Source organism: Pseudomonas sp. AC532 (assembly GCF_979258965.1).
Map to the genome: position 1 here is coordinate 500,613 of NZ_OZ409888.1, position 21,166 is coordinate 521,778.

Sequence of the window (21,166 nt, forward strand, 5' to 3'; positions counted from 1 at the left end):
TTATTGAGCAGCGCTTGTGCGAGGCGTTGCCGGCGGTTCAGCGCACCCGGTTATGCATGCAGTCAATGTATAGAATCAAAAGTTCTTTTCATATTCTAAAACATCACTTTTGCGCATAAACCCGAACTGGTATCTTCCCTCGGCTCCGCCTGGAGTGCGCGGCCGTGCGCGCAGATTTGCTGTAACAGGTCATCGAGACGTTGTGAGCGACGGCTAGCCAGGAACGAAGTCGCAATGAACGGTTATCCAGTTCATCGCTGATTTCCACACCGTGCAGCTGCGCAGTAGCTTTTCATCGATCTGGCAAGCAGCCTGATAACAGGATTCCCATGTACGTATACGACCAGTACGACCAGAAAATCGTCGAGGACCGCGTCAAGCAGTTCCGCGATCAAACCCGCCGGTACCTCAGTGGCGAACTGAGCGGTGAAGAATTCCGTCCGCTGCGCCTGCAGAACGGTCTGTACATCCAGCGTTTCGCGCCCATGCTGCGCATCGCCGTGCCGTACGGCCTGCTGTCCTCCACCCAGGTGCGCAAGCTGGCGCAGATCGCCCGTGATTACGACAAGGGTTACGCGCACATCAGCACCCGGCAGAACGTGCAGTTCAACTGGCCGGAACTCGAAGACGTGCCGGAGATTCTCGCCGAGTTGGCCACCGTGCAGATGCACGCCATCCAGACCAGCGGCAACTGCATCCGCAACACCACCACCGACCAGTTCGCCGGCGTTGCCAGGGACGAGCTGATCGATCCGCGCCCCTGGTGCGAAATCATCCGCCAATGGTCGACCTTCCACCCCGAGTTCAGCCACCTGCCGCGCAAGTTCAAGATCGCGGTCAATGGCGCTGCCAGCGACCGCGCGGCCATCGAGGTGCACGACATCGGCCTGGAAGCGGTGAAGAACGCCGCCGGCGAGCTGGGCTTCCGCGTCGCCGTCGGTGGCGGTCTCGGCCGTACGCCGATCGTCGGCAGCTTCATCAATGAATTCCTGCCGTGGCGGCACCTGTTGTCCTATCTCGACGCCATCCTGCGTGTCTACAACCGCTATGGCCGTCGTGACAACAAGTACAAGGCGCGCATCAAGATCCTCGTCAAGGCGCTGACTCCGGACGTATTCGCCGAGCGCGTGAATGCCGAATGGGCGCACCTGAAAGACGGCCCCACGACCCTCACCGACGAGGAAGTGGCCCGTGTTGCCGCGCATTTCGTCGACCCGGCGTACAAGCCGCTGCAGGATCAGGATGCCCTCCTCGCCAGGCTCGACAGCGAACACCTGGGGTTTGCCCGCTGGCGTGAACGCAACACGTTCGCTCACAAGAAGCCCGGCTACGTGGCAGTGACCCTGTCGCTCAAGCCAACCGGTGTGGCACCAGGCGACGTCACCGACAAGCAGCTCGAAGCCATCGCCGACCTCGCCGACCGCTACAGCTTCGGTGAGGTGCGCAACAGCCACAACCAGAACATCATCCTTGCCGACGTCGAGCAGGAGCAGGTGTTCACGCTGTGGGGCGAGCTTCGCGAGCAGGGTTTCGCCACGCCGAACGTGGGCCTGCTGACTGACATCATTTGCTGCCCTGGCGGCGACTTCTGCTCCCTGGCCAACGCCAAGTCGATCCCGGTGGCCGAAGCCATCCAGCGGCGTTTCGACAACCTCGACTACCTGTTCGACATCGGCGACATCGACCTCAACATCTCCGGTTGCATGAACGCCTGCGGCCACCACCACGTCGGCCATATCGGCATTCTCGGGGTGGACAAGAAAGGCCAGGAGTTCTACCAGGTATCGCTTGGCGGCAGCGCCGGTCGCGATGCCAGCCTGGCACAGATCCTCGGCCCGTCATTCGCGCAGGACGACATGCCGGACGTGATCGACAAGATCGTCAACGTGTACGTCGAGCAACGTACCGAAGAAGAGAGCTTCATCGACACCTTCCGCCGTATCGGTGTCGCCCCGTTCAAGGAGCGCGTATATGCAGCGAATCATTAAGAACGGCCAGATCGTCGACGAAAGCTGGCACCTGCTGCCGAAGGAAACCACCTTCGAGGAACTGTCCAACTGCGACGACCTGATCGTCCCGCTGGCACTCTGGCTGGAGCATGGCCATGCACTGAAAGCCCGCGACGGCGGCCTGGGCGTTTGGCTGGATGCCGAGGAAGAAATCGAGTCCATCGTCGACGCCCTGGACGACTTCCAGGTCATCGCGCTGAACTTCCCGGCCTTCACCGACGGCCGTCACTCCTCCTCCGCTTACCTGCTACGCACTCGCTACGGATTCAAGGGCGAGCTGCGAGCGATTGGCGATGTGCTGCGTGATCAGCTGTGGGCGCTCAAGCGCTGCGGCTTCGATGCCTTCGCCTTGCGTGAAGACAAGGACCCGGAAGACGCACTGAAAGCCTTCGAGGAATTCAGTGAGGTCTATCAGGCCTCCAGCGATCAGCCGGTACCTCTGTTCAGGCGCCGCGCCTGACGCCAAAAGCCCTGCCAGTCGGCGGGGTTTTTTATGCGCCCTGTTCCAGAAGCTGTACAAATCTTCATCACAGCCGTAGCGGCCTCTCGCACTCACTCTCCCGCTTCCCTGGCACCTGCAGCCGCTTGCAATGCGCAGCGCTGTTTGGCTGCCCTCCAGCTGCCATGCGAGTTCTGGTGGCTCGCGAACCCGTTGGCCTTGGCTGATAGCCAAGCGCCAGCAACCGTTGGGTTAATTCCCCTGAACCTAAGTTGTACACGGCCGTTCGATACCCATAGACCCGAGAAGCCCATGGGTATCGAAGCAGCGCAACATCAGATTGCTCGATGCCTTGGGGTGACCAAACCACGCTGCGCGCAACCGAGGTGCAGCCACCCCAACAGCCCGATGAGGATATGCAAATGGCTTCGCGCAAACCGTCCAGCCCGAAATCCCCTGCCGCCGATAGCGCTTATTTGAAAAGCGACAGCGCTGCCAATGCGGCGCCACCCGCCGATACCGGCAAAGCCGTGATCGAGCAGAAACGCGCCACCGGCGAAACCGTCGACGCCATGCCGCACAATGCCAACAAGGCAGCCGAATACGGCGAGACTTCCGGCAGGCCGCCCCAGGGCGCCACCGCCGGCTGTCCGTTCAGCGTGGGCGCCAGTACCGTGAGCGAGGTCAATCGCAACGAGAAGACCGGTGATGCGCCACAGCAAGGCGTCAACGCCGCTACCGGCCATCTGCCGAGGGTCCGTGCCGACAGCGGCGGCCAGGGCATGACCACCAACCTGGGCGTGCCGATCGGCGATAACCAGAGCTCGCTGAAAGCCGGCCTGCGCGGCCCGGCACTGCTCAAGGATTTCATCCTTCGTGAGAAGATCACCCATTTCGACCATGAGCGGATTCCCGAGCGCATCGTCCACGCCCGCGGCTCGGCAGCCCACGGCTATTTCGAAACTTACGATTCGCTGCAGGACCTGACCTGCGCCTCGCTGTTCGCCGAAGCCGGCAAGCAGACGCCGGTGTTCGTGCGCTTTTCCACCGTGGCCGGTGAGCGCGGGTCCAAGGACACCGCCCGCGACGCCCGCGGTTTCGCCGTCAAGTTCTACACCGATCAGGGCAACTGGGACCTGGTTGGCAACAATATCCCGGTGTTCTTCATCCAGGACGCCATGAAGTTTCCCGACCTGGTGCACGCGGTCAAACCCGAGCCGCACCACGGCATGCCCCAGGCAGCCTCGGCCCACGATACGTTCTGGGACTTCATCTCGCTGATGCCGGAATCCGCGCACATGATCATGTGGGTGATGTCCGATCGCGGCATCCCGCGCAGCTACCGGATGATGCAGGGCTTCGGCGTGCACAGCTTCCGTTTCGTGAATGCCGCCGGGGAGTCGCACTTCGTCAAGTTCCACTGGAGCCCCAAGCTGGGCACTCACTCCCATGTATGGGACGAAGCCGTGAAGATATCCGGCGCCGATCCGGACTTCCACCGCCGCGACCTGTGGGAAGCCATCGAAGCAGGTGAGTACCCGGAATGGGAACTGGGCGTACAGATCATCTCCGAAGCCGACGCAGAGTCGTTCAGCTTCGACATCCTCGACTCCACCAAACTGATCCCCGAGGAACTGGTGCCGGTGCGGCCGATTGGCCGCATGGTGCTCAACCGCAACCCGGACAATTTCTTCGCCGAAACCGAGCAGGTTGCGTTCTGCACCGCCCATGTGGTGCCCGGGATCGATTTCAGCAACGACCCGCTACTGGCTGGTCGCATCCACTCCTACGTGGACACGCAGATCACCCGCCTCGGCGGCGCCAATTTCCAGGAGCTACCGATCAACGCCCCTGTGGTGCCGGTGCACAACAACCAGCGTGACGGCATGCATCGGCAAACCATCCACCGCGGTCGGGTCGCCTACGAGCCGAACTCCCTGGCCGGTGGCTGCCCGTTCCAGAACGGCGAGATGGGCTACATGTCGTTCCCCGAGCCGGTGCAGGGCAATGAAACGCGCGGCAAGCCGGAGAAGTTCGCCGAGCATTACAACCAGGCGAGCCTGTTCTTCAACAGCCAGGCGCCCCACGAGCAGCAACACATCATTGACGCGCTGCGCTTCGAGCTGAGCAAGGTGACCGTACCTGGCATCCGTGTTCGTACCGTGGCGATGCTGCGCAATATTTCCGACACGCTGGCGCAAGGCGTCGCCGATGGCCTTGGCATGTCATTGCCGGAGCCGTTGCCGCGCGCCAACCCGGAGCCCATCGCTGCGGAGATCGACAACTCGCCAGCGCTGTCACTGCTGGCGCGGCCAGGCGATGGCAGCATCCGCACCCGTCAGGTAGCCATTCTGCTGGCGACTGGTGTCGATGCCGTGTCGCTGCATGCGGTGTCTGCCGCCCTGCAGGCCGAGGGCGCCGTGGTTCGCCTGGTTGGCCCGCGAGTCGGGCCCTTCACTGCGGCCGATGGCAGCGTTATCGAGGCCGACTGTTCCCTGGAAAATCAGCCGGCGCCGCTGTTCGATGCGCTGGTGGTGCCTGACGGCATGGCTGCCAGCAAGGCGCTGCAGGCTGATGGTCGTGCCCTGGAATTCGTGCGTGACAGCTTTCGCCATGGCAAGACCATTCTCGCCGTCGGCGCCGGCTCGGCATTGCTGGAAAAAGCCGATGTGCCGCTGCAGGATGCGCCGGCCGGTGTCTACAACGGCGACAGCGCTGACCAGCCATTGATCAAGCAGTTGATCGAAGGCATCGCCCAGCACCGTCACCCGCAGCGCGAGACCGATCCACCCCAGGTCTGACACCTGGTACCCGAGCCTGGCTTCTGCCGGGCTTTCTTTGTCTGCTCCAGGCCGCTCGATCAAGCGCCGGTAGCCTGCCCCGAATGCAAAACGCCCGGTGCAGTGCACCGGGCGTTTGTTTGCCGCCACCCCTGCGTAGGGTCAGTCCAGGCGCACCAGCACCCGGCCGACCTGCTCGCCGTGCAGGATCTGCTCGATGGCCGCCGGCAATTGCGCCAGGCCGACCTCGGTCACCAAGTCCTCGAGGTTCGCCAGTTTCCATTGCAACGACAGCTTGTCCCACATCGATGCCTTGACCACCAGCGGCAACTCGACCGAGTCGACACCCAGCAGGTTGACGCCACGCAGGATGAACGGCAGTACGCTGGCCTGGAAGTCGACACCCGCGGTCAGTCCGCAGCAGGCGACGCTGCCGCCATACTGGGTGGCCTTGAGCACGTTGAAGAGAATATCGCCGCCCACCGTGTCCACCGCGCCAGCCCATTGCTCACGCAACAAGGGCCGATCCGTCCCGCTCTGCAGTTCGAGGCGCGGCACGATCTGCTTGGCGCCCAGGCGAGTCAGCAGGTCCGCCTGCTGGGCCTTGCCGGTCGCCGCCGCGACCTGGTAGCCCAACGTGCTGAGCAGCATCACCGAAATGCTGCCTACACCGCCGGTGGCACCGGTGACCAGCACCGGGCCGTCGTCCGGCTCGAGCCCGGCCCGCTCGAGCTTATCGATACACAGCGCAGCGGTCAGCCCGGCGGTGCCGAGGATCATCGCCTCGCGCAGCGACAGGCCCTGGGGCCGTTTGATGGCCCAGCCGACAGGAACACGAATGTACTGCCCAAACCCGCCAGCGGTGTTCATGCCCAGGTCATAGCCGGTGACGATCACTTCGTCGCCCTCGGCGAATTCGGCGGCGCTGGAATGCTCGACCACACCGGCCGCGTCGATGCCCGGCGTGTGCGGGTAATGGCGGCTGACGCCACGCTGGCCGCTGGCCGACAGGGCGTCCTTGAAGTTGAGGGATGAGTACTGAACGCGGATCAACAACTCGCCAGCAGGCAGGTCGGCGACATCGCGCTCGACCACCTGCTGGGAAAAGGTGCCGCCTGCATCAGGTGCTGCCTGTAGTGCGGAAAAACTCGTCATCCAAACCTCCTTCATCCGCACAGGCGGACGCTGCGGTTACCAGAAGCGTTGCTGGCCGAGGCGGCTCAGCCAGGTCAGGGCGAAACGGTCCAGCGCCACGCTGGCAGCCAGGCCGACACGCTCCTGCAGGGATTTCTTCTGCACGAAGTGCAGTTGGAACAGGTCGGCTTCGCGGGCGCGCTCGGCCAGGTATTCGTCGCTGGTCTTGAGCTCATCGACCAGCTGTTTTTCCAGCGCCGCCATACCCAGCCAGACTTCGCCCGTGGCGATCTCGTCGATCTCCAGTTGCGGGCGATAACGGGCCACGAAGTTCTTGAACAGCTCATGGGTGGTTTCCAGGTCTTCCTGGAACTTTTCCCGGCCCTTTTCGGTGTTTTCGCCAAACACCGTCAAGGTGCGCTTGTATTCGCCGGCAGTCAGCACCTCGAAGTCGATGTCGTGCTTCTTGAGCAGGCGATTGACGTTGGGCAACTGAGCGACCACACCGATGGAGCCAAGGATGGCGAACGGCGCGGAAATGATCTTCTCGCCGATGCAGGCCATCATGTAGCCGCCGCTGGCAGCGACCTTGTCGATGCACACCGTCAACGGGATCCCGGCCTGGCGAATGCGTGCCAGTTGCGAGGACGCCAGCCCATAGCTGTGCACCATGCCGCCGCCGCTCTCCAGGCGCAGCACCACTTCATCCTGCGGCGTGGCCAGGCTCAGCAGCGCAGTGATTTCATGGCGCAGACCATCAGTGGCCGACGCCTTGATGTCACCGTCGAAATCCAGCACGTAGACCCGGGATTTCTGCTGTGCCTGCTTCTTGGCCTGTTTGGCAGCCTTGGCTTCTTCCTTGGCAAGGGCCTTGAACTGGTCCTTGTCGAGAATCGATTGTTCGAGGCGCTGGCGCAGCGCCTTGTAGAAATCGTTGAGTTTGGTCACCTGCAGCTGGCCGCCACTGCGCCGACCACGGCTGCGCACGGCAACCAGCGCGACCAGAACGACGATGATGGCCACCACCAGCGTCACCGTCTTGGCCAGAAACCCTGCGTAATCAGCAAGAAACTCCACACTTTTCCCCTATCTGTGATCGGTGGCCTCGTTTCGAGGCCCTGCGTCGTCCAAGCATACCGGCGCCACCTGACCGCGACCAGACAGCGTCGTGGCTTTCGGCGCAGCAGTTCGGACGAATTCAAACAAACGTATGATTTTTCGTTGACAGCCTTTGTGCATCCCTCCTAACCTCGCCCACCATCAGGTTCCCGGATTGCAGCGCACGTGGGCAGCATCTACCTCATTCGACATGGCCAGGCTTCGTTCGGTGCAGAGGATTACGACGTCCTCTCGTCGCTCGGCGAGCGGCAGTCCGACTTGCTCGGCCGGCACCTTGCGCAATCCGGCCTACGCCTCGACCACGCGATCAGCGGCAGCCTGCTCAGGCAATCGCATACTGCCCGCCTGGTACTCGCTCAGCTGGACGAGGCGCCAACACTGCAAACCGATGCTGCATTCAATGAATTCGATGCCGAAGGCGTCATCCGCGCCCTGCTCCCGTCGCTGCTGCCGTACGAACCAGAGGCTGTCGACATCATGCGCAACGCCGCGCACAACCGCGCCGAGTTCCAGCGCCTGTTCGTGCGCCTGCTGGACACCTGGATCGGCGGCGATTACGACGCCCCTGCGCTGCAGAGCTGGCAGGCGTTTCTCGATCAGGTCGCGGGCGGCCTGGAGCGCCTGCTCACTGGCGCAACATCCAGAGAGCAAATCGCCGTGTTCACATCCGGCGGCACCATCACGGCCCTCTTGCACCTGCTGACCGGCATGCCGGTCGCCAGCGCTTTCGCCATGAACTGGCAAATCGTCAACACCTCGCTAAGCTGCCTGAAGTTTCAAGGCGAGCGGGTGACCCTGGCTTCGTTCAACAGCTACGCCCACCTGCAGCTGTTGAATACGCCGTCGCTCATCACCTATCGCTGAGCGCCGGTACACGTGCCCGCGAGGGTGCAGAACCATCCGAAAACAAAGGAAACCACCATGAGCGTCGCAGACATCGTCCAAACCATGCAGGCCAAGTTCAACCCCAGCGCCGCCGAAGGCCTGGACCTGGTGTTCCAGTTCAACATCGAAGATGCCGACAATCACTACCTGATCGTCAAGGACGGTACCTGCGACGTCAAACAGGGCGACAGCCCGGACGCCAACGTCACCCTGATCATGGACAAGGAAACCTTCAAGGGCATCACCACCGGCGAAACCGACGGCATGCAGGCGTTCATGGCCGGCAAGCTGCGCGCCGAAGGCGACATGATGCTGGCACTGAAGCTGAGCGAACTGTTCCCGGTCTGAGTGCCAGGCACACGGATCGCGCCAGGAAAACCGGAGTCGATCGATTCCGGTTTTTTTTGGCCTGGCACTCGCGTTCCAGCGCATCAGCCGCCTTGATCCGCCGCCAACAGCCAGATCTATAAGCCCCTGCCAGGCTTGTCGCACCAGCGCCGGCTGATTAGATTGGCTCGATCATCACCGCCAACCACAAGTAGAAGGGATAGGGATGACACTCACCGACCGCTCCAGCGCGATCCGCCAAGGCGAGGAACTGGATGTTCACACCATCGATGCCTACCTCAAGGCCCATATCGAGGGCTTGCGCGGCGCACTGCAGATCAGCCAGTTTCCCGGTGGCGCCTCGAACCTCACCTACCTGCTGCGCTATGCCGATCGGGAACTGGTGCTACGCCGCCCGCCGTTTGGCAGCAAGGCCAGGTCTGCCCACGACATGGGCCGCGAATTCCGTATTCTCAACGCGCTGCGCGAGGCCTTTCCCTATTGCCCGAAGGCCTTCGTGCACTGTACCGATGAGTCGGTGATTGGCGCCGAGTTCTACGTCATGGAACGGCTCGAAGGCATCATCCTGCGCGCCGACCTGCCGGCCGACCTGGCGTTCACGTCCGCCCAGACCACGACCCTGTGCAAGAGCTTCATAGACCGGCTGGTTGAGTTGCATCAGGTCGACTACCAGAGCTGCGGCCTGGGCGACCTTGGCAAGCCGGACGGCTACGTGGCGCGCCAGATCAACGGCTGGAGCGAGCGCTACGACAACGCCCGCACGCCTGACGCGCCGCTGTGGCAGGAAGCCAGAAGCTGGTTGCGCGAGAAAATGCCCGCTGACCATCCGCGGCCGGCGATCGTCCACAACGACTATCGTTTCGACAATGTGATTCTCGATCCGCACGACCCCATGCGCATCATCGGTGTGCTCGACTGGGAACTCACCACCCTGGGCGATCCGCTGATGGATCTCGGCAACACGCTGGCCTACTGGATCGAAGCCGACGACCCGGCGCCCGTGCAACTGATGCGCCGACAGCCGAGCAATGCGCCGGGCATGCTGACCCGCCAGGGCTTCGTCGACTATTACGCACAGCGGTCCGGCACCGAGATCGCCAACGTCGATTTCTACTACCTCTACGGGCTGTTCCGCCTGGCCGGCATCGTCCAGCAGATCTACTACCGCTACTACCACGGGCAGACCGCCGACAAGCGCTTCGCCTCCTTCGTACAAATGAACGCCTTGCTGGAGCAGATGGCCCTGAAGGTCATCGCCCGCTCTGCACTCTGATGCCACCCCTTGCAAGAGGCTCATGCCATGCCCAAGACCCCGCTGTTCGACCTCGACGGCAAGATTGCCTTCGTATCCGGTGCCAGCCGCGGCATTGGTGAAGCGATCGCCCACCTGCTGGCTCAGCAAGGTGCCCAGGTGATCGTCGCCAGCCGCAAACTGGACGATTGCCAGACGGTCGCCGACGCCATCATCGCCAAGGGCGGCCAGGCCGTGGCCATGGCCTGCCACATCGGCGAAATGGAGCAGATCAAGGCGGTATTCGCCGAAATCCGCGAGCGCTTCGGCCGGCTCGACATACTCGTCAACAACGCCGCCACCAACCCGCAGTTCTGCAACGTGCTGGACACCGATCTGGGCGCGTTCCAGAAGACCGTCGACGTGAATATCCGCGGCTACTACTTCATGTCCATCGAAGGCGGCAAGCTGATGAAGGAACACGGCGGCGGCAGCATCATCAACGTCGCGTCGATCAATGGCGTGTCACCGGGCGAGTTCCAGGGCATCTATTCGGTCACCAAGGCCGCGGTGATCAGCATGACCAAGGTGTTCGCCAAGGAATGCGCACAGTTCGGCATTCGCTGCAACGCTCTGCTGCCGGGCCTCACCGATACACGTTTCGCCTCGGCGCTGACCAAGAACGAGGCGATCCTCAACTTCGCCCTGCAGCGCATCCCGCTCAAGCGCGTGGCCGACCCGAGCGAGATGGCGGGTGCAGTGCTGTATCTGGCCAGCGATGCGTCGAGCTACGCCACTGGTGTGGCATTGAATGTGGACGGCGGCTTCCTGTCCTGAGGCGGGCGCCGGCTTGACGCGACGCCCCCTACTGCCAGTCTTGCAGCGCCTGGTGGGCCGCCTGGTTCATCGGCTGCGCGAGCAGGCCGGTGGGCGTTAGGCTGATGTTGAACACCGCTTCGTCGGCCATCGGCAGGTAGGTTACCCGGCGCGCCTGGGCGTCGAACATGAACAGGTCATGCTGGCCCACGCGCAGCCAGCGCCACAGGTCGACGCCATACAGGCTCTGGGTCAGCTCCACCTGGGTGTAGCGGGCCTGGCTCTGCTGCTCGATGGCCAGGAAGCGGCCATTGAGCCTTTCCAGCCGATAGCCCGGTTCCAGGCCGATGAGCGCTGCCAGCCCCTTCCATTGCAGCAGGCGCACGTCCAGCTGCCAGAGGTCGCCTTCCAGGGTGACGCTGCGCTGGGCGCCATTTTCGAGGATGTCGACCTGGTAGACGTCACCGGCACGGTGGAAGCTGAGCGTCAGCAGCGGCTTGTCGGCGGGCCATGAGTCATAGCGGCTGAGGTCGTAGGCCACCAGCCCGATCAGCACCGCGGCGCCGAGGAAAGCCAGGCCGCAGGTGCCGCGCAGCCAGGCCAGAAACCAGCGACCACCGAACAGGATCCTGAGCGCGACGAACACCACCAGCAAGGCCAGCAGGGCCGTCACCCAGGCGAGACCGTTGTACTGCATGGAATCAATTCCTTGTGCGTGAAAATATCGGCATTATGCGCAGCGCGTTCCTCTGCGAACAGCATTGACACCGCACAATCGGATACAGGTCGCCTTTTATGTCCCCTCCCTTCGAAATGGCCGTCGACCCCACGACGTTGCTGCTGCTTGCGCTGGTCGCGTTCATCGCAGGATTCATCGATGCCATCGCCGGAGGCGGCGGCCTGTTGACCATCCCGGCGCTGCTCACCACCGGCCTGCCGCCGCATCTGGTGCTGGGCACCAGCAAGCTCTGCGCGACCTTCGGCTCCGCAACCGCGAGCTACACCTTTTACCGGCGCAAACTATTCAGCCCCGGCAAATGGAAGAACGCCATGGTCGGCACCGCAATCGGCGCCATCGGCGGCGCGATTCTGGTGCACTGGATGCCTGCCGAATGGATCAACAAGATGCTGCCGGTCGTGGTATTCGCTTGCGGCCTCTATCTGCTGTTCGGCAAGACCCCGGACGCGCCGCTGGACGCCGACTTGCCGATCGCCACCCGGCGGCAATGGCCGCAGAGCATCAGCCTGGGCTTCTACGACGGCGTGGCCGGCCCGGGCACTGGCGCGTTCTGGACGGTCAGTACGCTGCTGATGTATCCGCTGGATCTGGTCCGGGCCAGCGGCGTGGCCCGCTCGATGAACTTCATCAGCAACGCCTGCGCACTGGTGGTATTCATCGCCGCCGGTCAGGTGGCCTGGGTGCTGGGGCTGTGCATGGGCTTTTCGCTGATGGCCGGCGCATTCCTGGGCGCACGTACGGCGATTGGCGGCGGTTCGAAGTTCATCCGACCGGTGTTCATTCTGGTGGTGCTGGGCCTGACGACGCGGCTAGTCTGGCAGCACTGGTTCGCTGTGCCCTAGGCGCCGCGCCACGTACAGGTCGATCAGGTAACGGGCGATGGAGCGCGAGGCCGGCAACGGCGGTAGCGCGTGGATGGAGAACCAGCGCGCGTCCTCGATTTCCGCTTCCTGCCTGATGATCTCGCCACCGGCATAACGGGCGTGAAACCCGAGCATCAGCGAGTGCGGAAAGGGCCAGTTCTGGCTGCCCTGGTACTCGATGTCGCAAACCTCCACGTTCACTTCTTCGCGCACTTCACGTGCCACGCATTGCTCGACCGACTCGCCGGGCTCGACGAACCCGGCGAGCGTGCTGTACACCCCGGTGACGAAGCGTGGCGAGCGGGCCAGCAGCACCTCGTCACCACGGGTGACCAGGGCGATCATGCTCGGGGACAGGCGTGGGTACTGGCGCAGGTGGCAGCGCGGGCACTGCATGGCCCGTTCGCCGGCGACCTGTTCCATGGGCGTGGCGCAGCCGCCACAGAATCGATTGTCGCTGGCCCAGGTACCGATCTGCGCCGCGTAACCGAGCAGCTGGAACAGCTCGGCGTCGCCCTCCAGCATGACCTGACGCAGCCCCTGCCAACTGCAGCCGGGCAGCTCGGCCTTGTCGCCAAGCTCGATCAGGTAGAGCGGCTCACCGCGAAAATGCCCGAGGCCGTGTTCGGCCAGCACCGGCAGGTCCTGCTTGTGCAGCCAGGTGCGCGGGAAGAACAAGCCACTGGCATCGCCCAGGAAATGCTGGCGGTGGTGCACCAGCGCCATACCGCCAGGCTGCCGGCAATCGAGCAACTCGGGCAACCAGCGAGCCGACATCAGGCGGCGACCTCCTGGCCCAGCACGCGCACGCTTTCCGTGGCCAGGTCCAGCACGCCGGGCTGCGCCAGGTTGCTGTCTGCTTCCAGGTAGTACTCCAGGCTGCTCAAGGCATCGGCGAGCACTTCCAGGCGCGCTTCGGCCGGCATCTGCTCGGCATCGAGCATCTGCGTCTGTATATAGTCCGCACAGGCGCCGACCAGCGCCGCCGCGCGCTCCTGGCCAAGGAACCAGAGGCCGCCGCGCACCGCCTGCAGGCTGAACGGCACGTTGGCCAGGTGCATGCGATCACCTGCCGCTTCGAGGTAGGCGGTGATCGCCCGCTTGGCCAGGGCCAGGCCCGCGCGCGCTTCATCGAGCACCACCACACGCGCTTCGAACAGTTGATGCTGGGCGAAGGTGCAGACCTCAGGTTCCGGCCGCGGCAGGCTGATGCGCTCCCCGCGCTCCAGGGTTGCCACCATGCCTTCTACGTACAGCACGGCGTCCGCCAGGGCGATCAGCTCGTCCGGCCGCGCCGCTGCGCCTTCGCACCAGCGGGTAACCGTCGGCAACTGGTTGGCCAGGGAATTGCCGGCGGAGCTGAGGCCGACCATCGCCAGAGTCTTGCTCAGCTTGCCCAGCAAGGCATGCAGGCTGCTCAGGCCGTCGTCCTGCAGGGTGCCCCGCTCGATCAGGTCGAGCAGGTCCTTGACGCTGGCCAGCTCTTCGCGAATCGCCGAGCTCAGCGAGCGCATCACCGCCTTGCCCGGCCCGGACAGGCGCTGGTACTCCTCTTCCAGCAAGTGGTCGGTGAACGGCAGCGGGGTGATGCCGAACAGCTCGCGCACTTCGCCCGCCATCGGCCCCTGGCCGCCGGATAGCGCCACCAGATAGAGCAGTTCCTTGAGCAGGCTGCGCGGTGGCTCGTAGGCACCGTTGACCAGCATCTGCCGCAGCTCGCGGTCGATGCGTGAGAACAGCTGCTTGCGCGACTTGCGAGGCAGCAGTTGGCCGTCGTTCTGCGCTTCCAGGGCAGCCGCGCCCAACCAGCACAGGCGCCCACGGGGCTCGTTGGCGAACAGCCGATCAAGGCGGCTCATCGCCCTGCCCATCAGCCGCATGCTGCCGCCGGGGTTCTGCTCGCGGATGAAGCCCAGCAGCCCCACCTGGTACATCTGCCGCAGGCGACGGCCCTCGTTTTCCTTGGCGGCGGCGTCCAGCGCCGGCGGCACCATACGTGGGCGGGCCTGGTCGAGGCGCACACTGAAGAAGAAACTCTCGGGCAACGGTGGTTGCTTGCAGGCCTGGCGCAGGTCGTTGATCGCCGGCAGCAGCAGTTCGGGCATCTCCTGGCGATGCACGTCCAGCCCTTCGAGGTAACGACGCAGCACGTGCAAGGCGTTACTCAGCGCAGCCAGCTGGGCATCGCGCTCCTGACCGACGCCGGCAGGAATGTCGGTGGCCTGGTCGAGCACTTCCTGGGCGAGCAGCTCGGCACCGGTCAGCTCGATGAGGTTGAGCGTACCGCGCACCTGCTGCAGGTTGTCCACGGCCTGTTGCAGCAAGCTGCCGTTGTTGCGCTCGACGATGAACTGTTCGAGGCTCGCTTCCGCCTCCTCGATCGTGGCGAACAGTTCGTCGCGAACCAGCCCCAGTGACGATGCTCCAGAAACCATTCGCTAGTGTGCCTCCCGCACAGGTGATAAAGCCGCAATCAATCAGCGAACTCGGGGTTTTGCTTGTTCATGTGAGCCGCCATGGCCACCCGCAGGTCTGCGGACTGCAACATGGCGGCATTCCAGGTAGCGACGTACTCGAGGCCGTCGTCGACGCGATGATCACGCATGTAGCGAATCATTTCCTTGGTGCCGCGCACGGCAATCGGCGATTTTGCGGCGATTAGCCGGGCAATGTCCATCACCCCGGCCAGCAGACGCTCGCTGTCGGCGAACACCTGGTTGACCAGGCCGATCTGCCGGGCCTCCGCAGCCGCCACCGTGCGCCCGGTGAATGCCAGTTCGCGCAGCATGCCGTCGCCGATGATGCGCGGCAGGCGCTGCAGGGTGCCGACATCGGCGGCCATGCCGATGTCGATCTCCTTGATGGCGAACTGCGCGTCCTCAGCGCAATAACGCATGTCGCAGGCCGATACCAGGTCGATGGCGCCTCCCAGGCAATAACCCTGGATAGCCGCCAGCACTGGCTTGCGGCACTGGTCGACGGCGTTGAACGAGGCCTGCAGCTCGAGAATCTTGCGGCGCAGGGTCTGCGCGTTGCGGCCGACGTCCTTGCCCAACTGACTACCGATCTGCGCCAACAGGCCGAGGTCGATGCCCGAGGAGAAATGCCGTCCGGCGCCGGACAGTACCACCACGCGGACGTCGTCGGCCTCGTCGGCCCAGCGGAAGATATCGATGATTTCCGTCCAGAAGGCGGCGTTCATCGCGTTGATCTTCTCCGGACGGTTGATCACCACGTGGGCAATCTTGTCCATCAGTTCGACACGAAAGGCCTGGTACTCGGTCATGCGTTGATCCTCGGCAGAAGGCGCAGGGGCGCTCGGCGTACGTTTAACGAACTCGCAAGGCGACTCGAGTGGCCCGCAGCAGGCTGCGACGTGCAAACGGCGCAACTATAGCAAGCACCCCCGGAAAGTCGATCACAGTGCTGTGACGCACAGCACAGCTACTCAACACGGGTGCACCAACCTGCGGCAGGTGCCCGCGGTCAGCCTTCGATTATGCAATCGACCGTGTAGTAACTGCCCTCCTCGCCCTCGTGGCGCTGCAGCCCGTGGACGTCGGCATCGAAACCTGGGAAGCGCTGCTCGAACGCCTGGGCGAAGCGCAGGTAATCGATGATCGACCGGGTTTCCGAGGTGAACCGCTCGCCAGGCATGATCAGCGGGATACCGGGCGGATAAGGCACCAGCATTACGGCGGCGATACGGCCCTGCACCTCCTCGACCAGCACCTCCTCCACCTCGCCGCGCACCAGTTGGTTGTAGGCGTCGGCCGGCTTCAGCGCGATTTCCGGTAACACGGTATACATGCGTTTGAGGGACTTGGCGGTTGCGTTTTCCCGGTAGCAGTCGTGCAGTGCGTCACACAGGTCGCGCAGGCCCATGCCCTGGTAGCAGCTCGCGCCTTCACGCGCGATGGACGGCAGCACGCTGCTCAACGGCAGGTTGGCATCGTAGCTGCGCTTGAATTCCAGCAACTCGGTGAGCAGCGTGCTCCACTTGCCCTTGGTAATGCCCATGGAGAACAGCACCAGAAACGAATACAGGCCGGTCTTCTCGACCACCAGGCCGCGCTCCCAGAGAAACTTGCTGACCACCGCGGCGGGAATGCCGCGCTCGTCGAGGCGGCCGCCGGCGGTCAGCCCAGGCATCACCAGAGTGACCTTGATCGGGTCGAGCAGCACGTAGTCCTCGGCCACGTCACCGAAACCGTGCCAGTCAGCCTCGGGCTGCAGCAGCCAGTCCGTCGTGGACACATCGGCGGCGCCTTCGGTCTGCGGCGGCTGCCAGATGCTGAACCACCAGTCCTCGCTGCTCAGGCTCTGGCCAAGGTTGGCCAGGGCGCGGCGGAAGCTGAGCGCTTCGTCGAAGGTTTCCTGGATCAGGGAGCGACCGGCCGGGCCTTCCATCATCGCCGAGGCCACGTCCAGCGAGGCGATGATGCCGTACTGCGGCGACGTGGAGATGTGCATCATGAATGCTTCGTTGAAGCGGTCGCGGTCGAGCTTGCGCCCGCCGGTGCCCGCGCCACCGTCCTGCACGTGGATCATCGAGGCCTGGCTGAATGCGGCGAGCAGCTTGTGGGTCGAGTGGGTGGTGAACACCATCGGTCCGCCGGCCTCGCGGGTAGTGCCCATGCCGTAGCGCCCGGCATAGAACTCGTGAAAGGCGGCGTAGGCGTACCAGGCTTCGTCGAAGTGCAGCACCTCGACCGAGTCACCGAGGGTGCGCTTGATCAGTTCGGCGTTGTAGCACAGCCCGTCGTAGGTCGAGTTGGTCACCACCACCAGCTTGACCCGGGGCTCGCGGCCCCGCGCCAGCGGGCTTGCATCGATCTTGGCCTGGATCGACTCGCGGGAGAACTCGCTCAGCGGAATCGGCCCGATGATGCCCAGCTCGTTGCGCTCCGGCGACAGGTAAAGAGGAATCGCGCCGGTCATGATGATGGCGTGAAGAATCGACTTGTGGCAGTTGCGGTCGACCAGCACCAGGTCATCGCGACCGACCATCGAATGCCAGACGATCTTGTTGGCGGTCGAGGTGCCGTTGATCACGAAATAGGTGTGATCGGCGCCGAAATTGCGCGCTGCGCGCTCCTCGGCAGCGGCCAGCGGGCCGGTGTGGTCGAGCAGTGAGCCAAGTTCAGGCACCGACACGGATAGGTCGGAGCGCAGGGTGTTTTCACCGAAGAATTGGTGAAATGCCTGCCCCACGGGGCTCTTGCGATAGGCCACGCCGCCGCCATGACCCGGTGTGTGCCAGGAATAATTGGACTGCGAGGTGTGCTGCACCAGGGCCTTGAAGAACGGCGGCAGCAGGCCCTCCAGGTAGTTGCGCGCCGCGCGCGCCACCTGCCGGGCCAGGAACGGCACGGTGTCTTCGAACAGATAGAGAATGCCGCGCAGCTGGTTGAGATCGGCCATTGCCTCGGCCGGCGCGTTTTCGATGGTGACCTGCTCGCCCAGTGCGAAGATCGGCAGTTGCGGCGCGCGTCGGCGGGCGATGCGGATCAGTTCGACCATGTCATGCAGCAGATGGCGGTTCTCACCGGCACCCTCGGCTGCGACCAGGATGCAGGCCAGGCCATGGTGGGTCGAGGCGACGATATGGCCTTCCGCCGAACTGGCGGTGGAGAGGATGGTGAATCCATCCAGTTCCAATTCCTGGGCGATGGCCCGCACACGCTCGCCGGCAACGGTATCGGCCTTGATATCTCGATGAACGATGAGTACGGGAAACTTGAGGTCTTTGTACATCAGCTACACCTGAGGTCATGCGGGGCGGCCCGCTGTATCCTCAGGGTAGAGGCTCGCCGGAAAGGACGGAACCCCTCGCAGGTGGAGCTGTACGAAAAGGTCGCAATTGGCCGCTCAGGAAGCGGAACTGCCCTGCTCCGCCACGTCCATTTGCGCCCACAGCGCGGGCGCGCCGGCGGCCTTCTCGATTGCCGCCATACGCGCGGCGTGCGCGGCCAGGTCATCGGCGCTGGCGGCGATCACCATGCCCCGCGGGCGATCAGCCGGCAGGCGGCGAATTGGCGTTGGCTGCTGACGGCCATTGCCGTCGCCTTCCGAGCCATCGCCGGCCAGCGACAGGTTGGTCTGCCCACCGGTCATCGCCAGGTAGACGTCGGCAAGAATCTCCGAGTCGAGCAAGGCGCCATGCAGCTCCCGGCCGGAGTTGTCGACGCCATAGCGTTTGCACAGCGCATCGAGGCTGTTGCGCTGCCCCGGGTGGCGCTCGCGGGCCATTTGCAGGCTGTCCAGCACGTCGCAATACGAGGCGAGGTCCGCGCGCTCGTGCTGGCCGATCAGCGAGAACTCGTTGGCGAGAAAGCCCACGTCGAACGGCGCGTTGTGGATGATCAGTTGCGCGCCCTTGATGAACTCGTAGAACTCGTCGGCAACGTCCTTGAAGCGCGGTTTGTCCTTGAGGTCTTCGCTGGTGATGCCGTGAACGGCGATCGCGCCTTCATCGATATCACGATCGGGCTGAAGATACACATGGAAATGCCGCCCGGTCAGGCGACGCCCTTCGACCTCGACACAGCCGATTTCGATGACCCGGTGACCATCGCTGACCGGCATACCGGTGGTTTCAGTATCCAGTACGACTCTACGCACGCTTCATGCTCCTGATTTCTTCCACGCCACGGTTGGCCAGTTGGTCCGCGCGCTCGTTGCCGGGGTGGCCGATGTGGCCGCGCACCCACTGCCAGGTCACGTTATGGCGGTTGACCTGCTCATCCAGTTGTTGCCACAGGTCGGCGTTCTTGACCGGTTCCTTGGCGGCCGTTTTCCAGCCACGCTTCTTCCAGTTGGGCATCCATTCCTGGATGCCCTTCATGACGTACTGGGAGTCGGTGACCAGGCGTACATCGCAGGGACGCTTCAGTTCGGCCAGGCCGCGAATCGCGCCCATCAGTTCCATGCGGTTATTGGTGGTCACGGCCTCGCCGCCCCACAGTTCCTTCTCAACACCCTGGAATACCAGCAATGCACCCCAGCCACCGACGCCAGGATTACCCTTGCAGGCACCGTCGGTGTATAGCTCAACTTGTTCGGACATTCAGCGCCTTCGATCGATGGTCACATTACGATAGAGCGGTTGCAGGATCAGGACGCCTCGCTGTCGCGGCGGCTGACCTTGGCGACCGGCATGGGCACCAGTTTGCCCATCGGTTCGCGACGGGACTGGCGCAGGGGGCGCAGGCCGACCACCAGCTTGCGCGCCACCAATACGTAGAAACCGCCACCCGGCGACTGCCAGGCGCCGCCCCAGCGTTCGAGAGGAGCAAGCCGGGCCTGCCAGGCAGCGGAAGCAAGCGGCGGACGATAACATCCGAAGCGCCGTTTCTCCAGCGCGAAGCCGAGCAGGTTGAGCCAGTCGCCGAGACGCCCGGGGGCGATGCAGCGCGCGTCATGGAGGATGTCATGGGCGAACAGGTGCCGTGCGCCCCAGGCGCTCATCGGGTTGATACCGACCACCAGCAGGTGGCCGCCCGGGCGCACGCTGCGAGCGGCCTCGCGCAGTAACCCGTGGGGCGACTGGCAGAAGTCCAGGCCATGCTGCAGCACCACCACATCGGCGGCGTGTTCGACCAGCGGCCAGGACTGCTCCTCGCAGACGATCTCGACGCCCGCGAACGGCGCGCCCAGGCGCACGCTGCGCTGGATCTGCTGCGTCTCGATGGAGGTCTCGGCACACGGCCCGTAGTGCACCAGGTAGCCGCCGAAGAAACGTGCCAGTTCTTCATCCAGCAGGCGCTGCTCCTGCTCCAGCAGCAAGCGCCCCAAGGGGCTGGTGAACCATTCTCGGGCAGCGCCGATCAACTGCAGCCAATCGGCGTCAGCCTGGGCAAAGGGGGTATCGCTCATCGGGTCATGCTCATGGACAGTACCTGCATAGCCATCTTCAACAATGACACCTAAGATGCACCTTTGTCCCCTGCTTGGCGACCACCTGATGATCAAGATCGAAGCCCTCAGCGCATTCTCCGACAACTACATCTGGCTGCTGCAGGACGCGCAGCACCGACGTGTCGCGGTAATCGACCCCGGTGACGCAGCGCCCGTGCAGGCCTGGCTGCGGGCCCATGCGGGTTGGACCTTGAGCGACATTCTGATCACCCATCACCATAACGATCACGTGGGCGGCGTCGAACAGCTGCGCCGCGAAACCGGCGCGCGGGTCTACGGTCCGGCCAGCGAGACCATTCCCGGGCGTGATCAGGCGCTGGCCGATGGCGACCGCATCGCGGTGCTGGGCCTGGCCTTGGAGGTGGTCGACGTCCCGGGCCATACCCTCGGCCACATCGCCTTCTACCAGCCCGAGCATCACTGGCTGTTCTGCGGCGACACGCTGTTCGCCGCCGGCTGCGGTCGCCTGTTCGAAGGTACGCCTGCGCAAATGCATCAATCGCTGCAGCGCCTGGCAGCACTGCCGGACGCCACCCTCATCTACTGCGCCCACGAGTACACCCTGAGCAATCTGCGCTTCGCCCACGCCGTGGAGCCTGCCAATCAGGCGATTGCCGGGCGCCTGCAACAGGTCAGTAAGTGGCGCGAACAGGGCCGCATCAGCCTGCCGTCGGCGCTCGCACTGGAGCGCGCGACCAACCCGTTTCTGCGCACCGCCGAAACATCGGTTAAAGAAATGATCGCCAGCCGAGAAGGACGTGCCATGCGCAGTGAGACCGAGGTTTTCACGGCGCTGCGGGCCTGGAAGGATCACTTCTGAAGCGCCGACCAGGCCGCAAAATCCTGGTCAAAACTTGACCACCCCTGGATCGGTTTCTAGAAT

At 63.8% G+C, this 21,166-nt stretch carries 19 protein-coding genes; 9 read left to right on the plus strand and 10 right to left on the minus strand.

Translation table 11 applies throughout. The annotated features are described in order from the left end of the window. Positions 1 to 329 precede the first annotated feature (329 nt). The 3 genes from ACZ0AV_RS02420 to ACZ0AV_RS02430 all read left to right on the plus strand — a co-directional run bounded on the left by ACZ0AV_RS02420 (position 330) and on the right by ACZ0AV_RS02430 (position 5,249). On the plus strand, positions 330 to 1,988 hold the full coding sequence (locus ACZ0AV_RS02420) for a nitrite/sulfite reductase (RefSeq protein WP_499149565.1): 1,659 nt from the start codon (positions 330 to 332) through the stop codon (positions 1,986 to 1,988). After that, the gene (locus tag ACZ0AV_RS02425; RefSeq protein WP_499149566.1) at positions 1,972 to 2,469 is read left to right on the plus strand and encodes a DUF934 domain-containing protein; all 498 of its coding nucleotides are present in this window, start codon (positions 1,972 to 1,974) and stop codon (positions 2,467 to 2,469) included. Before ACZ0AV_RS02420 ends, ACZ0AV_RS02425 begins: the two co-directional genes overlap by 17 nt. Positions 2,470 to 3,122: 653 nt before the next feature. Continuing rightward, a complete protein-coding gene (locus ACZ0AV_RS02430; RefSeq protein ID WP_499153269.1) occupies positions 3,123 to 5,249 on the plus strand; it encodes a catalase in 2,127 nt (708 codons plus the stop codon). Positions 5,250 to 5,390: 141 nt separating this feature from the next. Here the strand turns inward: ACZ0AV_RS02430 and ACZ0AV_RS02435 are convergent, their stop codons facing one another. Together ACZ0AV_RS02435 and sohB are read right to left on the minus strand one after the other, a co-directional pair. Continuing rightward, complete coding sequence (locus tag ACZ0AV_RS02435; RefSeq protein ID WP_499149567.1) at positions 5,391 to 6,383, minus strand: YhdH/YhfP family quinone oxidoreductase; 993 nt, start codon at positions 6,381 to 6,383, stop codon at positions 5,391 to 5,393. Between the two features lie 36 nt (positions 6,384 to 6,419). Then, entirely contained in the window at positions 6,420 to 7,439 is a 1,020-nt protein-coding gene (gene sohB, locus ACZ0AV_RS02440; RefSeq protein ID WP_499149568.1) for a protease SohB, read from the minus strand. Positions 7,440 to 7,646: 207 nt separating this feature from the next. Between sohB and ACZ0AV_RS02445 the strand changes: the two genes are divergently transcribed. The 4 genes from ACZ0AV_RS02445 to ACZ0AV_RS02460 all read left to right on the plus strand — a co-directional run bounded on the left by ACZ0AV_RS02445 (position 7,647) and on the right by ACZ0AV_RS02460 (position 10,782). After that, positions 7,647 to 8,345, plus strand: a complete 699-nt coding sequence (locus tag ACZ0AV_RS02445) for a histidine phosphatase family protein (protein WP_499149569.1) — start codon at positions 7,647 to 7,649, stop codon at positions 8,343 to 8,345. Between the two features lie 57 nt (positions 8,346 to 8,402). Then, positions 8,403 to 8,714 (plus strand): SCP2 sterol-binding domain-containing protein, encoded by a 312-nt coding sequence (locus ACZ0AV_RS02450; RefSeq protein WP_042552596.1) that lies wholly within the window; start codon positions 8,403 to 8,405, stop codon positions 8,712 to 8,714. Between the two features lie 205 nt (positions 8,715 to 8,919). Beyond that, entirely contained in the window at positions 8,920 to 9,987 is a 1,068-nt protein-coding gene (locus ACZ0AV_RS02455) for a phosphotransferase family protein (protein ID WP_499149570.1), read from the plus strand. Between the two features lie 27 nt (positions 9,988 to 10,014). After that, the gene (locus ACZ0AV_RS02460) at positions 10,015 to 10,782 is read left to right on the plus strand and encodes an SDR family oxidoreductase (protein ID WP_499149571.1); all 768 of its coding nucleotides are present in this window, start codon (positions 10,015 to 10,017) and stop codon (positions 10,780 to 10,782) included. A gap of 28 nt (positions 10,783 to 10,810) precedes the next feature. Here ACZ0AV_RS02460 and ACZ0AV_RS02465 read toward each other — a convergent pair whose 3' ends face one another. Further along, positions 10,811 to 11,458, minus strand: a complete 648-nt coding sequence (locus ACZ0AV_RS02465; protein ID WP_499149572.1) for a hypothetical protein — start codon at positions 11,456 to 11,458, stop codon at positions 10,811 to 10,813. 98 nt (positions 11,459 to 11,556) lie between these two features. On the opposite strand from ACZ0AV_RS02465, the gene ACZ0AV_RS02470 reads away from it, so the two are divergent. Continuing rightward, entirely contained in the window at positions 11,557 to 12,342 is a 786-nt protein-coding gene (locus ACZ0AV_RS02470; protein ID WP_499149573.1) for a TSUP family transporter, read from the plus strand. Here ACZ0AV_RS02470 and nudC read toward each other — a convergent pair. The 7 genes from nudC to ACZ0AV_RS02505 form a co-directional block, all read right to left on the minus strand. After that, positions 12,310 to 13,140, minus strand: a complete 831-nt coding sequence (gene nudC / locus ACZ0AV_RS02475; protein ID WP_499149574.1) for an NAD(+) diphosphatase — start codon at positions 13,138 to 13,140, stop codon at positions 12,310 to 12,312. The genes ACZ0AV_RS02470 and nudC overlap by 33 nt on opposite strands. Further along, positions 13,140 to 14,798: a FimL-related protein gene (locus ACZ0AV_RS02480; RefSeq protein ID WP_499149575.1), complete on the minus strand. Its 1,659-nt coding sequence runs from the start codon at positions 14,796 to 14,798 to the stop codon at positions 13,140 to 13,142. The genes nudC and ACZ0AV_RS02480 overlap by 1 nt, the downstream gene beginning before the upstream one ends. A 38-nt stretch (positions 14,799 to 14,836) precedes the next feature. Then, complete coding sequence (locus ACZ0AV_RS02485) at positions 14,837 to 15,649, minus strand: crotonase/enoyl-CoA hydratase family protein (RefSeq protein WP_499149576.1); 813 nt, start codon at positions 15,647 to 15,649, stop codon at positions 14,837 to 14,839. 200 nt (positions 15,650 to 15,849) lie between these two features. After that, positions 15,850 to 18,120 (minus strand): Orn/Lys/Arg family decarboxylase, encoded by a 2,271-nt coding sequence (locus ACZ0AV_RS02490; RefSeq protein WP_499149577.1) that lies wholly within the window; start codon positions 18,118 to 18,120, stop codon positions 15,850 to 15,852. A 114-nt stretch (positions 18,121 to 18,234) separates the two neighbouring features. Next, positions 18,235 to 18,987, minus strand: coding sequence for a DNA polymerase III subunit epsilon (dnaQ, locus tag ACZ0AV_RS02495; protein WP_499149578.1), 753 nt, complete (start codon positions 18,985 to 18,987; stop codon positions 18,235 to 18,237). Continuing rightward, the gene (rnhA, locus tag ACZ0AV_RS02500) at positions 18,980 to 19,432 is read right to left on the minus strand and encodes a ribonuclease HI (protein ID WP_499149579.1); all 453 of its coding nucleotides are present in this window, start codon (positions 19,430 to 19,432) and stop codon (positions 18,980 to 18,982) included. Before rnhA ends, dnaQ begins: the two co-directional genes overlap by 8 nt. A gap of 47 nt (positions 19,433 to 19,479) precedes the next feature. After that, entirely contained in the window at positions 19,480 to 20,241 is a 762-nt protein-coding gene (locus ACZ0AV_RS02505; RefSeq protein ID WP_499149580.1) for a class I SAM-dependent methyltransferase, read from the minus strand. A gap of 88 nt (positions 20,242 to 20,329) precedes the next feature. Here ACZ0AV_RS02505 and gloB point away from each other — a divergent pair, with 88 nt between their 5' ends. Then, positions 20,330 to 21,103: a hydroxyacylglutathione hydrolase gene (gene gloB, locus ACZ0AV_RS02510; protein WP_499153270.1), complete on the plus strand. Its 774-nt coding sequence runs from the start codon at positions 20,330 to 20,332 to the stop codon at positions 21,101 to 21,103. Positions 21,104 to 21,166: the final 63 nt, after the last annotated feature.

Bases quoted from the DNA above. Each gene is read 5' to 3' on its own strand.
- ACZ0AV_RS02490 (WP_499149577.1), bottom strand. From the start codon at position 18,120: ATGTACAAAGACCTCAAGTTTCCCGTACTCATCGTTCATCGAGATATC.
- ACZ0AV_RS02480 (WP_499149575.1), bottom strand. From the start codon at position 14,798: ATGGTTTCTGGAGCATCGTCACTGGGGCTGGTTCGCGACGAACTGTTC.
- ACZ0AV_RS02450 (WP_042552596.1), top strand. From the start codon at position 8,403: ATGAGCGTCGCAGACATCGTCCAAACCATGCAGGCCAAGTTCAACCCC.
- ACZ0AV_RS02435 (WP_499149567.1), bottom strand. From the start codon at position 6,383: ATGACGAGTTTTTCCGCACTACAGGCAGCACCTGATGCAGGCGGCACC.
- nudC (WP_499149574.1), bottom strand. From the start codon at position 13,140: ATGTCGGCTCGCTGGTTGCCCGAGTTGCTCGATTGCCGGCAGCCTGGC.
- rnhA (WP_499149579.1), bottom strand. From the start codon at position 19,432: ATGTCCGAACAAGTTGAGCTATACACCGACGGTGCCTGCAAGGGTAAT.
- ACZ0AV_RS02460 (WP_499149571.1), top strand. From the start codon at position 10,015: ATGCCCAAGACCCCGCTGTTCGACCTCGACGGCAAGATTGCCTTCGTA.
- ACZ0AV_RS02485 (WP_499149576.1), bottom strand. From the start codon at position 15,649: ATGACCGAGTACCAGGCCTTTCGTGTCGAACTGATGGACAAGATTGCC.
- ACZ0AV_RS02470 (WP_499149573.1), top strand. From the start codon at position 11,557: ATGTCCCCTCCCTTCGAAATGGCCGTCGACCCCACGACGTTGCTGCTG.
- ACZ0AV_RS02465 (WP_499149572.1), bottom strand. From the start codon at position 11,458: ATGCAGTACAACGGTCTCGCCTGGGTGACGGCCCTGCTGGCCTTGCTG.
- ACZ0AV_RS02420 (WP_499149565.1), top strand. From the start codon at position 330: ATGTACGTATACGACCAGTACGACCAGAAAATCGTCGAGGACCGCGTC.
- ACZ0AV_RS02425 (WP_499149566.1), top strand. From the start codon at position 1,972: ATGCAGCGAATCATTAAGAACGGCCAGATCGTCGACGAAAGCTGGCAC.
- ACZ0AV_RS02505 (WP_499149580.1), bottom strand. From the start codon at position 20,241: ATGAGCGATACCCCCTTTGCCCAGGCTGACGCCGATTGGCTGCAGTTG.
- gloB (WP_499153270.1), top strand. From the start codon at position 20,330: ATGATCAAGATCGAAGCCCTCAGCGCATTCTCCGACAACTACATCTGG.
- ACZ0AV_RS02455 (WP_499149570.1), top strand. From the start codon at position 8,920: ATGACACTCACCGACCGCTCCAGCGCGATCCGCCAAGGCGAGGAACTG.